Origin of the sequence: Paenibacillus sp. FSL R5-0810, from assembly GCF_038002285.1 — a bacterium.
GTDB lineage: Bacteria > Bacillota > Bacilli > Paenibacillales > Paenibacillaceae > Paenibacillus_AQ > Paenibacillus_AQ lactis.
Genome location: NZ_JBBOCF010000001.1, coordinates 6374729 through 6389904, shown reverse-complemented (window position 1 = coordinate 6389904; position 15176 = coordinate 6374729). Strand labels below are relative to the sequence as shown.

Annotated in this window: 9 protein-coding genes; 2 read left to right on the top strand and 7 right to left on the bottom strand. The window is 51.9% G+C overall.

The window, feature by feature from the left end; genetic code table 11:
• Positions 1–127: 127 nt before the first annotated feature.
• The 7 genes from MKX76_RS28620 to MKX76_RS28590 form a co-directional block, all read right to left on the bottom strand.
• Positions 128–964: a carbohydrate ABC transporter permease gene (locus MKX76_RS28620; protein WP_007132360.1), complete on the bottom strand. Its 837-nt coding sequence runs from the start codon at positions 962–964 to the stop codon at positions 128–130.
• Positions 965–982: 18 nt separating this feature from the next.
• A complete protein-coding gene (locus MKX76_RS28615; RefSeq protein WP_007132359.1) occupies positions 983–1903 on the bottom strand; it encodes a carbohydrate ABC transporter permease in 921 nt (306 codons plus the stop codon).
• A 312-nt stretch (positions 1904–2215) separates the two neighbouring features.
• Positions 2216–3802: a response regulator transcription factor gene (locus MKX76_RS28610; protein ID WP_210094490.1), complete on the bottom strand. Its 1587-nt coding sequence runs from the start codon at positions 3800–3802 to the stop codon at positions 2216–2218.
• Positions 3802–5526, bottom strand: a complete 1725-nt coding sequence (locus tag MKX76_RS28605; RefSeq protein WP_210094491.1) for a cache domain-containing sensor histidine kinase — start codon at positions 5524–5526, stop codon at positions 3802–3804. The genes MKX76_RS28610 and MKX76_RS28605 overlap by 1 nt, the downstream gene beginning before the upstream one ends.
• A gap of 68 nt (positions 5527–5594) precedes the next feature.
• The gene (locus tag MKX76_RS28600) at positions 5595–7763 is read right to left on the bottom strand and encodes an alginate lyase family protein (protein WP_213616398.1); all 2169 of its coding nucleotides are present in this window, start codon (positions 7761–7763) and stop codon (positions 5595–5597) included.
• The gene (locus MKX76_RS28595; RefSeq protein WP_213616396.1) at positions 7753–8874 is read right to left on the bottom strand and encodes a glycoside hydrolase family 88 protein; all 1122 of its coding nucleotides are present in this window, start codon (positions 8872–8874) and stop codon (positions 7753–7755) included. The genes MKX76_RS28600 and MKX76_RS28595 overlap by 11 nt, the downstream gene beginning before the upstream one ends.
• A gap of 270 nt (positions 8875–9144) precedes the next feature.
• Positions 9145–10533, bottom strand: a complete 1389-nt coding sequence (locus tag MKX76_RS28590) for an extracellular solute-binding protein (RefSeq protein WP_251535588.1) — start codon at positions 10531–10533, stop codon at positions 9145–9147.
• A gap of 288 nt (positions 10534–10821) precedes the next feature.
• Between MKX76_RS28590 and MKX76_RS28585 the strand changes: the two genes are divergently transcribed.
• Positions 10822–11367 (top strand): cohesin domain-containing protein, encoded by a 546-nt coding sequence (locus tag MKX76_RS28585; protein ID WP_213616392.1) that lies wholly within the window; start codon positions 10822–10824, stop codon positions 11365–11367.
• Between the two features lie 125 nt (positions 11368–11492).
• Positions 11493–15092, top strand: a complete 3600-nt coding sequence (locus MKX76_RS28580; protein ID WP_341034970.1) for a cohesin domain-containing protein — start codon at positions 11493–11495, stop codon at positions 15090–15092.
• The last annotated feature ends 84 nt before the right edge of the window (positions 15093–15176 follow it).

Below are 15176 nucleotides of genomic sequence, written 5' to 3'. Positions count from 1 at the left end.
AGTTGTTGTGCTGTTTTCATGTTCATTATAGGCACCGGCACGGCCGATCAAGTGCACAATTTTGAGGTTCTAGGATTACTTTTTTGACTTTTGCGAAACCTTCGGCCTTTTCACATTAGGCTTCGGATCAACCTTTTACCCCGCCTAAAGCGATACCGTTTATGACCTGCTTCTGCAATACGATGAACACGATGACCAGTGGAATGATCGCCGATACCGCCGCCGTCATCATAATGGCATAGTTGTTGGTATAGTCATCACGGAACAGCGTCATCCCCAGCGGAATCGTGTATAGGTCCTTGTCCAGCAGGAAGATCAGCGGATTCTGGTAATCGTTCCAAGTCCAAATGAATTTAATGATCGCTACCGTAGCCAGCACAGGCTTGCACAGCGGAACCATAATGGAAGCAAATGTCCGCAGATGGCCCGCACCGTCAATTCTCGCAGCTTCCAAATATTCATCGCTGATCCCGATCATGAATTGACGAAGCAGGAACGTGAAGTAGATCGAGAACATACTCATGAAGATGATGGCCGCATGCGTATTGTAGAGACCAAACCAGCGAATGAGCAGAAACCGCGGAATCAGCGTCGCCTGATCCGGAATGATCATGAACGAGAGTAGGGCCATAAAGACGAGATTCCGTCCCTTGAATCGGATCTTCGTTAGCGCATAAGCGGCCATGGATGAGATGATCAGCGTGATTAAGGTCGTGATAATGGCTATTTTAAAAGAATTAAAATAGAAATCATAGAAGGGAACTCTCCCCATCCAAACCGTCTTGAAATTATACGCCAGATTCACCTTTTCCGGTATCCATTGAATTGGAAAGCGCATAACATCCTTCTCGTATTTGAAAGCCGCGGAAATCATCCAAATGAGCGGAACGAGAAACACGATGGACAATGCCCCCATCAAAAGGGTGATTACCCCTTTGGACATGTTTTTTCGAAGCAACTGCATGTACAATCCTCTCCCTCTCTATTCTTCATTTCTCATCTTCCAGGTGAGCGCGGTAATCAGGCCGATAATCGCGAACAGCAGCCAGGAAATGGCCGAAGCGTATCCCATATTGTAATATTGGAAGCCTTCCTCATAGATACGGAATACAAGCACGGTAGAAGAATTGTTCGGTCCGCCTTCCGTCAGGAACGCGATAATGTCAAACACTTTAAACGAACCAATCAACATCGTGATCAACAGGAAGAAGGTTGTTGGACGGAGCATCGGAACCGTGATCGCAAAAAACTTTTTAATTGCACCGGCACCGTCAATATCCGCCGCTTCATAAATTTCATTCGATATGTTCGTAAGCCCGGCCATATAGATAATGATCGTGTAGCCCAGGCCCGCCCAGGAGCTGATAATCGAAATCGCCAGGAGCGACGTTTTCGGATCGACCAGCCACTTCGGCGGATTGCTGATCCCGAGCTCCATCAGAAACTGGTTGATCGGTCCCAGCGATGGATGGAATAATGCGCTCCACACCGCAGCGACCGCGATAATCGAAGAAATATACGGAATGAAGAACGCGACTTTAAAATAGCTTTTGAAGAACACACTGTTGTGAATCAAAACCGAAAGCACCAGGGCGATGGCAATCGGGATCGGCACCGTAAGAACCATATAGATCAAATTATTCTTTATCGCTTGAATGATGGTTGGATCCTGAAACATCTTGATATAGTTATCGAAACCGGTAAATTCGATACCCTGGACACCCGACAGCATATCCCAATCGGATAAGCTCAAATACAAAGAGAATCCAAGGGCAAATACATTTAATAACAGCATCCCGACGATTTCCGGGGCAAGAAACAGCCACCCGATCAAAGCCTCTTTCCGCTTGGGAGTCCAAAACTTCCGCCGGCTCTTGGGCACTGGTCGTTGTACAGCCTCCATGAAGCATCACCTCAACAATTTGTAAGTTGTCATTATAGTAATACATCCGCCATCGGCAAGAAGGAGGGATTCTGACCAGCCATGTGCAAGATTTTGACCTAAAAAAAGCCCCACAAAGTGGAGCCTACGCTTCGATACTTATTCCAATTACTTTGCGGGGACCCCAGAACAAAAGCCCCACAAAGTGGAGCCTACGCTTCGATGCTTATTCCAAATACTTTGCGGGTGGCTTGCGCTTTGGTGAAAACTTTAAAAGCCGCCCTTGCCGGGCGGCATGCTGCTGTATAATTAAATTGAATACTATAGGCCCGCTTACTTTCGCGCGGTGTACTTCGCTTTATACTCGCTCGGGGTGGTCCCCACGTATTTTTTGAACACTTTCGAAAAATACGTACGATCCGAATAGCCTAATTCCATAGCCAGAGACTCCAAATTCTGCCCGGACATTCTAAGCATTTTGGTGGCCATCTTCATTTTGTATTGATGCACGTAATCCGTGAAGGTGAGCCCTGTCAACCGTTTGAAATACCGGGAAAAATAGCTCGGGTTCAAAAACAGATAGCGTGCCATATCGATCGATGTAATGTTATCGTCGAGATGCTGATCGATATATTGCTGGATCACCTGCAGCTTCGGCTCGTTCGTTGGGCTTCCCGCTCCCGTTTTCCGGGTTCCGATCGTCTGGATCAGCCTTCTCTCCACCAGCTCCATCATATCCTCCAAGGTGCGGGCTAAACCGAGATAGGCGAACAGATCCTCTTCGAATTTCAGACTGGAAAACATCAGCTCGATGCTGCGAAGCATGGAGGAAAGATCCCGGGCAAAGTCGCCCGGATCAATCGACAGCTCCTTCGCGGTTCCGGCGATCTTCTGCAGCGCAGCGCGTATACCGTCGAGATCCTGCTTCATGAGCATCCGTTCCAGCTCCGAAACGTAACTGTCCAGAAACCCCTGAGGCGCGGCTTGGAACCACCGTGTTCGGATTTGCGAAGCTTCCAGCATCGTATAGTCGGTATTTTCATAAAACTCGTATTTTCCATGAAAAATATCCTGATAGACGGAGCCGATCGAGCTTAATTCCATCTTGTCCGTGACGGAGACAACATTCGGTTGAATCTTGAGAAAGTGGAGGCACTGATAACGCAGTCGCTGCAAATAATGATGAAGATGCAAGCTGGCATTCTGCGCCAGATTGACCCTAAAGTTATGCAGAATCACAATGTTCCCCTGCTCCATGAACGGCGTAATCCCTTCGTACGACTCGGACAATTCCGTCGCAATATTATAAACGGCGTATAAAATCAGCGGCAATTCCGTTTGTCTGAAGCGCTTGTCAAAGCTGGAGAGTCGAATGCTGACCAGCCCCAACGCAAACCACGGATAGGTCCAGGAGATGCCGAGCTGCGCTGCATAAGCCTGAGTGGCTTCGGACGGCGAGCCATTGATCACCCGTTGCAGCAGGTCTTGCCGAAAGAGCTGACTATTGTAATTGGCCCCTTCGCGATGAATCAGACCGGTTCGCATTTTTAGCAAGTTCATGGATTTGCCGAGGCTCTGTTCCAACTGCTCCGCTGTAAGCTGATCCTTGATCAGATAATCATCCGCTTGCAGCTTTACGGCTTGCTGGGCATAATGAAAATCCTCATGGCAGGTCAGGAAGATAATCCGTACCTCCGGCTTCACGCGCATAAAATGGTCCGCCAGCTCAATGCCGTTTTTTTGCGGAAGTCCGATATCTGTAATGACAATATCCGGCTGCACTTCCTCAAACATATGCAGCGCTTTGGCGCTGGAATACGTACTGCCGGCAATCTGCAGATTGTTGGCCTCCCAGTCAATCATCTGCTGCAATACCTTGAGCATAGGAACATCATCGTCGATGAGCATAACTCTATACATTACTCTTCCTCTCCCTCCGGTAGATAACCATGATGTTGACTTACGGGCAAGTACAGCAAAACAGACATCCCCTCATGCGGAAGGTTGGCGAGTGTCAGCCTCGCTTCCTGCCCGAAGGTCAATCGGAGTCTTTGGACCACGTTCATCAGACCGACTCTCTCATAGGCTCCATCCTGCTCATCGCTTGGTTTCCCCAGCCTGCGGTTCAGACATTCGAGCATTCCTTCTTCGGCCCGGGTACCGTTGTTGATAATCTCAATCCTGATTCCGTCCGGGTCGCGTCTGGAGCGGACCTGAATACGTGGCGTCTGATGATCGACAAGTCCGTGGACGATGGCATTCTCAACGACCGGCTGCAATATGAGTTTTGGCAATATGAGCCCTTCGGTTTCCGGTTCCAGATCGACCTCTAAGCGAAGCGGGATTTCGTTGCGGATTTTCATAATGTCGACATAGTGGCCCAGCAGCTTGCACTCCTCGCGCAACGTGGCCGGCTCATTGACCTTGAGATAGGCTCGCAGCAAGCTCATCAGGGAATCGATAATTCCGCTGTGAAGCGTATCCTTCGTCAGGATGAGGCTGCATTTGATCGAATTGAGCGTGTTGATCAAAAAATGAGGGCGAATTTGCATAAACAAGGCTTCGAGCTCCATCACCCGCTTCTGTTCCTGCTCCTGTTCGATATCATGGATCAGCCGCTGTAATTGATCCAGCATCGTATTCAGCGTCTGACTCAACTCAGCGATATCATCCTTGCCCTTGACCTCCAGCCGGACGTCCAGATTTCCCATTCCGAACTGCCGCACCACTCGCTGCAGCTTGAGAATCGGCCTGTGCAGCCTTTTGGCGATCAGGATAGACATCCCGGAGAACACGAGAAACAGCAGAAGAACCCCGGCAAGACCGGTATAAAACGTCCGGGAAATTGGCTCCGACCACTCTTTCTCCGAAGCTTCGTAGGCCAGCTTCCAGTTCGATTTCAAAATGGTTCTATCCGATCGGACACTGCTCTTGGTCTCCGTATGATGCGGAATCAGCTCCGCATGACCTGCAATGAATTCCCCGTTTGCATCAAAGAGGGCCACCTTGCCAAAGTCGACCGTACCGAGCAGCCGGTTGAAGTACTTATCGGAAATGGCGCACAGCAATACGGACACTTGCCTCTTCTCTCGGCTGTCATAGATCACCCTGGCGATGTAGTAGCTTTTCCCCTTCCCCGCCGAGTCACCGCCGGCCATTCCTAGCCATTGCAGGGTTTCCGGTTTGTTGAGATCAACGCGCTGCATCAGTTCGTCAACGCTTCCGTTAATCGTGGTCAAATCCTCCGTGCCGGAAGAGATGACGAATTGCTGCGGGTTGACCAGGTACATGCGGACATTATTATTCAGCGGCTTGGAGTTAATCAGGGAAAAGATGTCCTGAATTTGTCTAAAATGCACATAATCCTCATAAGTTGCCAGCCTCTCGGTGTCTGCGAATGACTTCAGAATATTGCGAACACTTGTATCGTTCACGATAAAATGAGAGGCAAACGTGATATCGTCAATGGTTTTGCTCAGCTCATCCGTCATGACATTCAGGACATTCTCGTTGCTGAGCTGCAGCTTCTCTACCATCGTATCCCGGATCAGAACAAACGATATGATAGAAACCGCTATCAGCGGAATGAAGATCAGCAAAAGAAACGACAGCTGGATGCGTTTGTAGAAGGTAAATTTGAACATGTTTCTCTGCCCTTTCTTATGCTCCTTGTCCTCTTTATTCTATCAATCCTCTGTGCTGGAAGCATGCATTAAATGATGACGGTTGATTGCATTTTTCTTCCTTGAGGGGTCATCAGCACAACCTCTCCGAAGATCTGCATGCCCTCCACCACATAACAATCAAAATGACCCGACGGTGCACGGTGGCTAACAACGAGAATAAACTCCTCTTCCATTCCCGGGAGCTGAACGCCGCAAGCCTCGGCTTGCCCGTCATGAACCTGCTCCCCCGTATGACGATATACCGGTACCTTGCGGACTCGCGGAGAGGCTGTTTCGCCTGGACGATGGGGATAAAGCACCTGCATGATGCTGATCCATCCTCTTACTGTCCGGGAGTATGACGCATTCGAATTAGGCTCGAGCAGGTTATACTCGCGGGAGATCACGCCCTCGCCCACTTCCCCGCACTGGTCGGCCGTCGTTATGGGGATAATCGAAAGATTCGCTTCCCCGGGGGTGTTTGTACGGCAAATCCTGGTGTCTGCTTCCATCAGAACTTCGCCTGGCGGGTGCGGAAAATGGAAGTGCTGAGTCAGGGTATGCTGCTCACGGCACGCCAAGCTGTCGATCAACAGCCAGAAATACGGCTTGATAAAGATGATCCTTCTGCGCGGAATTAACGGTTCATTCCCATAAAGATAGCCGTCATGCATCCCCTCGACATAGTCAAAGTCAGGCTTGCTGATCCATTTGCAGCCCATCGGCCCGGCCATCCGGTCGAAAGACCAGGTATCCCTGATCCCGGTGAACCCGATTCCGTCGACGACGGTCGTGTTATGGGCGGAGCTCTCCTTTAATGCTTTTCTGTGCGGCGTATGATCGCTATAGTTGTACCGTCCAAGATCGGTGAGCAGGTCGCGGCCGTAGGCATGGAGATCGATGTGCAGCATATCGGCATGACCGTGGCCTCCCCCGAGCGGACCGCAGTGAAAATAAAGGTACAGCGCTTCTTCGTCCCAGCCCGTTCGCATCGTATAATGACCGGAATGGGGAAAAGCCCGGCTCATGGATGGCGGCTCTACAGGCACCATCGCTTCGTAATCACGGATTCCCTCCATGCCGAACAGCCAGGCATTGTCGTAATCCGGCCGGGCATGTCCGCCAAAGCGCAGGACGGAATCCTCAAACAGCCATGCGGCAAAGGTCAGAATGGAACGGATATCGCTATCGTCGCTGTCTCCCAGCATCGGCTGCCTGTGATTCGGCTTGGCCCAGTACAAGGAAGCTTCGGCCATCTCGAGGACCGTACGACAAAATGAGTCGTCAAGCTCCGACCCGTTGAGCTTGGCAAGGTGGACGCAGTCAAGATAACAAGCCAGCACCTCGTGATGATACGTTGGCGATTGCTCCCAGTGGATGCCGTCCGCCATGATCTGGAGCCTTGCCGTCTCCTTCAATCTCTCTTCGCCCATTTCCCGCCACCCTGCCGACTGGGTGAATTCGGGAAAGAACAACGCAATATGGTATAAGCCGCAAGTCTCCAGGACGCCCCAATTGCTGATATGTTTCCAGCTGGTGAAGGAAGCGGCCAGATACTCCCCGTGCTCGTGAAGCGAAATCAGCGCTTTACCGAGCAGCGACGGAGTAAGGGATGGGCTGCCGATCATGTATCGAAGCGCCTTGATCCAGTTCGCGCTGCGCAGCCCCGCCTCGATCGGGCGCCAGGTCAACGTATCCGTCGTAGGCTCTTCGGGGACAGGATTCCGATCGATCCAGTGTTCAAGCTGGCGGCAGAACACCTCCGCATACTTCTCATCGCCAGTCATCGCATACGCTTGTCCCAGCGCCACCCAATAGCGGTGGCGATTCAGCATGTAAGCCCACTCTACGTCCTGATCGGGAATATGGCACCAATCGATATCACCGTCAAATGTAACGGGAACGACGCTCCGCTCCATATCCCACAGAAAGCGGAACAGGAACGTCTGCTGCATCACCTCATTCGCCGTCTTCATGACGATTTCCAGCTCATCCCCACAGTGCTGCTTCACATAATCGGTGATCATCCGCTTCTCCTCACGGCTCATCCACCATCCGGCTGTTCTCCGGCAAGAGAAGTATGCATGCAGCTTACCCAGTACATCGTGCCGATGACCTTGATCATCTGCATTCAGCATCGGACCGATTGCGGGATCCTCCGGATCCAGCGTGGTTAAAAGGGCTTTCACCAAAGCTTCCGTGGCATCAGCGTTCATACCAATACCCCTTGTTTCCGGTCTCCATACGAATCAAAGCCTCCAGGTAAAAATAATCCCCCCAGATCATGAAATCATCCGGGGACAATCCGCCGCGCACATGATAAGAACCGTGCTGCAGCAGGCCCTCCGCCTCTTGGCCGACGGTGGAATAATTCCGTACCAGCGAGGTCATGGAATCCTGCAGTCCTTGTTCAAAGCGTGCTCTATCGGGATCCCCATCCTCCAAATGTCCAATCAGTTCCAGCAAACCTGCCGCCACAATAGCCGAGGCCGAGCTGTCGCGATAGGTATCGGCGGTTACGGGAGCATTAAAGTCCCAAAAGGCAACATGATCCTCCGGCAAGTGCTTCAAGAAATATTTCGCCATTCGTTTGGAGGTTTCCAGATATACACGATCCCCTGTATAGTGATAAGCCAGTGCGAATCCGTACACCCCCCAGGCTTGTCCCCGCGTCCATGTCGAGCCGTTCGTATAGCCCTGATGCGTGGCCCCTCCAATCGGCTCCCCGGTATGCGGATCGAAGAAGAAGGTGTGGTATGAGCTGTCATCTCCCCGCACCAGATAACGCCTTGTCTTCTCCGCCTGCATGATCGCAATGTCCCGATACTGGGACTTACCGGTTTGCTGCTCCGCCCAGAACAGCAGCGGCAGATTCATCAAGCAATCGATGATGATGCGGCCGCCCTCCTTCTCATCTCCTTCAGGACCCCATGCTTGAATATATCCTCCGCTTGGACGCCAGCGTTTCAGCAGCAAGTCCGCAGCCTGAAGCGTCAACTGGCGTGCGCTCTCATCCTTCTCGACGATCCACTGCGCTTTGGAGGACAAGGAATACAGAAATCCGATATCGTGATGATCAAGCACCTTCTTGTCCGCAAAGCGCTGGCGGAAGTCTTCTACCGTTCGCACGGCTCCCAATCTGAAGGCCTCGTCGCCCGTATATTCGTAACATAGCCAGAGAAGACCGCTCCAGAAGCCGTTTGTCCAATCGTCATTATCATTCAGCAAATAGGCGCCGTCCTTGCTGACGTGGGGGAATCGGGTCCCGAAGGCATCCATGTTCCTCCGGATTTTCTCTACGGCATCTTTAATCGCACTGCTCCACATAACGTCGTGCTCCCTTCGAATCGATCATGATTACGATTCATGATAGGGGGAGTCTCACCGTTCTTGTAGAGCCGATTTTTGCCTTGATGTGCACTATTTTGACTTTTGCATCCTTAGGGTTATAAAAAAGGAACAAACCTGTCCTTTTTCATCTCTATTGCAATAAAAAATACGATCCATGGTCACCACGAATCGTATTTTTCAGTCCCGATGCTTGCATTCCTGCCTATATGCTATCCCATCCGGCGAGATTCCCGTGCAGGGACAGGCTTATTGTCGGGATTTCACTCCAAGCCTGCTTGCAAGACGTGCGGCGGCATCCTGGGCCTGCTCCATATTCGCCCAAAACAGCTTCAGCTCGTTCCGGAGCCGATGCAGCTCCTCCATCGTGATGCCCAAGTCCGCATAGCTGCTGAAGGTTGGGACGATCTCGCGATATAGGTTAAAGCGCGACGGTCGATACATCGTTTCCGCGCCGTCCCATTCGGCCGACGATTTCCGGGCCGGAATGCTCAGCGTCTCCTTGCGGATATGCAGCTGGGCCGCGGCCGAGCCAAGAAAATCAACCAACAGGCGCGCCGCCTCCTTCTGCTTCGATTGCCGGTTGACGGCCAGCCCCGTCACGAGCAGCAGCGTTTTCGCGCTTTGCTCATAAGGCAGCGGGGCGAGATCATATTCGAAATCGGCTTGCTTCAGCATTTTTAATCCATAATACGTCGTCATCACCATGGCCGTCTTCTGCTGCAAAAACAGTTTCTCGGCGTCCCCGTCCGATTCGGACAGGAAAGAGGCAGACAAGCCTTGTCCGTAGATTAACTCCCGGAACATGCCGAGGCTGTCCCACAGCTTCGGATCATCATAACGATATCCGCCTTCTTCTTGCGCAAACCGAAAGTGCTTCTGCAGCAATACGATCGGGAAACGGTTCGTTGAGGCAATATGCGCGTAGAAGCCGAACAACTGGTGCTCTCTTTGGATGTGAGCTGCCGTCTCCGCCAGCTGCTTCCATGACCAGCTGCTATCCGGCTCCGGCATGCCCCACTTCCGGAATAGGGTTTTGTTATAGCACAGCACAACCGGCGAAAATGTGAGCGGCCGGGCATACAGCCTGCCTTCATGCGCCAGATAATCCCCCAGAAACGAATACGCCTCCGGATCCGGCTCCAGCGGAAGAAACCGATCCAGTTCGCCATGCTCCAGCATTTCACGGAAATTCCACGTATTTAGCGAAAGTACATCTACCCATCCGTTTTCCAAATACCCCTGGATCGCTTCAGGATAGTGCGTGTAGGGCAGTGTAATCGTATCCACCGAGATGTGGGGATACTGCGCGTGGAACTGTTCAAGCAATCCTTTCAGATCCAGCTCATCATCCAGAGAAGGATAGCATCCAAGCTTCAGCGATACCTTCGGCACAGGAGCAGGAGCGTTGATCCGGTTGCCCACGCGCGGTTCTTTCGTTATCAATCCTTCCTCCACAAGCAGCTCAAGTCCCTTGCGGACGGATTTTTTGCTAAGCATGTACTGCTCTGCCAACGCCAGCTCGGAAGGCAGATAATCCCCAGGCGGGCGGACCGAGGTGAGAATGTCGCGCCGAAGCGTGCTTACCATCTCATCCAACCGCTTCTGAAACGTGACACGATCAGGTTTGTTGCTCATCGTCAAGACTCCCCATTCACCAACAAGGCAATGTTCATAGTAGGGATAGTATACCATATCCAGCATTTTCTACACAGATCATACACCACATTTACTCCAATTTATTCTCTATTTAAGGACATTGACAGTGATTTTGAATGAGATTATCATTTTTGTATACTTCATGGATACCAGAGTAAATAAAGTGATTTCTGAAAGATGAATGCGAAGGGAAGGAGGTCGTGCCCGGTCAGCAAGCATGCTTTGATTCAACAAAACAACATTCAAAATCACTGGAGGTGTATCATATTGAGAAAACAATACGGTTTAACGGTCATGATCGTCCTTCTACTCGTCAGTCTGTTCGCCCCCTACCCTGCATCCGCAGCAGGCGGACAACTGGAGCTGGTGAGAGTGCCTAATGCCCTCAAGCCGGGATCCAAGGTCAAAATTCGCATAAATGCCTCGCAAGTACAGGATTTATATGGATTGCAGTTCAATCTAAAATTCAATTCCAGCCAACTTCGATATGAAGGGATGAAGATTTCGAATCAGTATATCAACTACCCATCCAGTTCGCAGACCAAGGAGGGCCAGGTTTCCGCTGTGCTGATCCGCAAGGAGAGCAAGGATACGTCCTATAAGAAGAAGCTTCAAGTCGCAGAAATGACGTTCACTGCTTTAAAACCGGGTGCAGCCACTCTTCAATTACATGGCGTGAAAGCGATTACAACCGAGGTCTATGTAAATGAACATGGCAAGAACGATCTTCGGCTTCTGCCGCTAGAGACGATGAAGGAGCTGTCGTTCCAAATCTCCCCCCACCCAGGCAAAAAGTCCGATTCTCCAAGCTAGCCTGTACCGAGTCAGCCTGCTTGCAAGTCACCATAAAACTGTAGCTGTCATGCGGCAGCAATATGAATAGCCGATTCCTTATATCCATTCAGACATTCCTAATCTTATTACCGGGAGGGATTTCATTGTATAAAAGCCTTCGAAAAATGAAGAAAAGCCTCGCTTCCCTGCTGTCAATCACGCTGGCCGTTTCGCTATTTCTATCCATGTCTCCTGCAGCTGCAGCTTCTGAGCTTGCACCCGCGGGCGTTACGGCGGCGGCTTCCAAATCCGTCAGCATGCCTTTAACCAATCCTGGTTTTGAGGATAGCGCACCTGGAGCCGCCATCCCGGGCTGGAGCAGCATGTTTGCTGTGAAGGAGGGTGAATATACCTATGCCGTTTCCACGGAGAACAGCCATAGCGGCAATCAGAGCCTGAAAATCACCGATACGTCGCAAAGCAATTCCGTGGCTCTCATGAGCGGCAAGCTAGATATTACGAGCGGTGTCACTTATACCGTGACCGCCTCGGTGTATATGGAAGAAAGCGGGACGGCAAGCTTGAACCTCCGTTACTTCGATGCGGCCGATAAATCCATTGCCGAAAAACCGCTTCATAACGACACCTCGAAGGGCTTTCCCGTGAAGCAGTGGACCTCGGCATCTACAAGCCTGGAAGCGCCGGCGAATGCGGCATATGCCAGAATTATTCTGTACACGACCGCTTACAGCCGGGCAACCGCTTATTATGACGACATTACGATGTCTTACGAACAACCGGTCCAGCTTCCGGGAAAGCTGGCGCTGTCCGCTCCAGCTAGCGCAGAACAAGGGGATACCATCAGCACGATGCTGAGCTTGACGGAAGGCGCGGACATTTCCAGCGTTACCGCCTCCATTTATTACGACCCCTCCATGCTGGAGATCGCCGAGGTGAAGCCTGCCGGTGCGTTTGGAGATGCACAAGCCTCCTTCTCCTCGGATAAAGAGAATGGCAGCATTCGTCTGGAGGGGAGCCTGCCGGATGCCATCGATGGTGACAGCGATATCGCTAAGATGACGTTCAACGTCATCGCGGATAGCGGAAGCACGTGGCTCATGCTCGCCAAGGGAGCACAGCTGAACGGCATGGAATCCGTCTCCGAAAATGTAGTGAAGCTGATTACGATCGGAGAGGCTTCAGGTCAGCCTGGAGCAAGCCTTGATGACATTCAATTCGGCGAGCCTGAATTCAGGACGCTTCCGATTTCCGGCGTTGTCGGGTTAATGGACGGCGAAGCCGGCATTGAGGACGGCAAAAACGTTATGTACACAACCGTAAAAGGCATCCCTCCGATGTTCCACGTCGTCGATCTCGATGACTACCGTGTCATCCGCAGCTTACCGCTTGAAGGCGGCGGCGAAGTGTGGAACCATGAAATCGCGCCTGACGGCACGGTGTATATCACCTCGGCCGGGCAGCTGTGGGCTTACTCACCGGTTACGAAGGACGTCAAGAAAGTGTATACCCATCCGACCGAGAGCGTGTTCTGGTGTCTTGCCATCGATGAGGCGGGAGCCGTCTATATCGGCGCGGGACCCGGCGGACGGGTATTGAAGTATGATCCGGCCACCAAGGAGAGCCGCGACTACGGCATTATGGTTGATGGAGCCGGTCAGCAATACGTGCGATCCATCGATTACAGCAACGGATATATTTATGCAGGTACGTCCCACAGCAAAGTCTATAAAGTGAATGTCGAGACCGGGGAAAAGGTTGAGATTGCTTCCTCCCTTAACGAAACCGGGTATGTGTATGATCTGAGCATTGTTGACGACAAGTTCCTGGTCATCCGGTACGATACGCCGCAAAAACGCTACATTTATGATATCGAAGCCGGGGAATGGCTCGATGTCGTGATCGAGAAGAGCTCGTCAGGCCTTCATCTGCCGAAGGAATCTCTGAACGGCAAAATTTACTTTCCGGCCGACAAAAAAATCAAAACCTTTGATATCGTAACACATGAAGTCGCCGATTCCGGAATGGAATACGAAACGGCGTTCCGGGGCGCGAATTGGGTGCAGGTCGATGATCCCGATCTGCCGGGCACAAGCCTGGTTACGATGAATTTCAGCGGCATTATCGTGTTCTTCAATCCGCAGACGAATACCGTCAAGCGATATGAAAATATTTTACCGCCTTCAGCAACCATTACCCACAAATTCGTGAATGGCCCTGACGGCAAAATTTATGTTACCGGCATGCAGGCTTCCAAGGCGGCCGCCTACGATATTGCAACGAATACGGCCAAGACGTTCAGCATGGGGCAGGCCGGCGCGGTCGAGTCTTACGGCAACCGGATGTACTTCGGCGTTTACCCTGGCGGGGATATCTATGAATACGATCTGGGTCAACCGGACGGAACCGGCAATCCGAAGAAGCTGTTCACGCTGGGCAACGGCCAGGACCGAATCGGCGCAAGCACCCTTGCCGGCGACAAAATTTACTTCGGCTCCGTTTCGACCTACGGCGAGCTTGGAGGAGCCATTACGGTATTTGATCCGACCGCAGCGGACCCTTCCGCCGCTTATCGCGTGTTCCGAAACGTCGTGCAAGATCAAAGCGTCGTTTCCCTAGCTTACAAAGACGGCAAGCTGTACGGATCCACCAGCATTAACGGCGGCATGGCCGTTGATCCGAAGGCCTCAGAAGCTAAGCTATTCGTGTGGGATACGGTTAAGGAAGAGAATATTCTGGAGAAGACGCTGGACATTCCCGGACTGTCCAACCCTCCTGCTATCGGCGGCCTGACCTTCGGTCCGGACGGATTGCTGTGGGGCGGCGTGAACGGCTATGTATTTGCACTGGAGCCAAATACGCTTCAGGTCATCAAGTACTTTAACGTCAATCCAGCCGACAGCGGCACCGCTCTTCGCTGGGGCAACTATGATCTGGTTTGGAGCAAGGAAGGCATTCTGCTCGCCAATTTGACGAAGAAGCTGTATGCAATCGATCCGGCTACGTACGAGTTCATCGAGCTGGCCGATACCGAATCGTTCACGCTCGGGCCGGACGGCCATCTGTACTATGCCCCGTCGTTTAACCGGACTCAAATGTATCGGATTACGATGAATATGGCGAAGGAACCGGAAGTCCCGGGGAACGATCGGATCCGGTTCGATCTCGCAGCACCTGCGGAAACCAAAACCGGTGAAACGTTTGATGTGACCGTTAAGGCAGCGGATGCCGATCTATTGTACAGCATGCATTCGCGGATCAGCTACGATGCATCCAAGCTGGAATTGGTCGACGTCGCACAGGCCGGCCAGTTTGCAGGCGAAGGCACGTACATGAACACCACCTTGGAGCCCGGTAAAGCCGTTATTACCTCCAGTCTGACCGGAGACCGCAGCGTCATCGGCGACACCGATGTGTTCACGCTCAGCTTCAAGGCATTGAATCTGATAGGGAATGCCTCCGTTACGCTTGCTGCAGGCTCCTCCTGGACATTGGCGAATGCAGACGAGACAGGCGAGCTCCACCACATCAGCGAAGATATCGTGAAGCATGTGAGCATTGTCAAAGCCGTAGCAGAGGATGTCAACCATGACGGCACCGTCGACCTGCTGGATGTCATGCTGGTCGCCAAGTTCGTGGGTACGACCGTGAATGAGGATACCCGGGAACTGGACATCAACGGCGACGGTCTGATCGATATCGCCGACCTGGGGCTGGTCGTCCTTAAGCTCCATTCTGCCGTTTAACCACCAAACGCCCTTGCCATTCGTCTCACTAAGACGATGGCGGGGCGCTTTTGTCTTGCTTGAAAAAACACTTGATCTGGTATG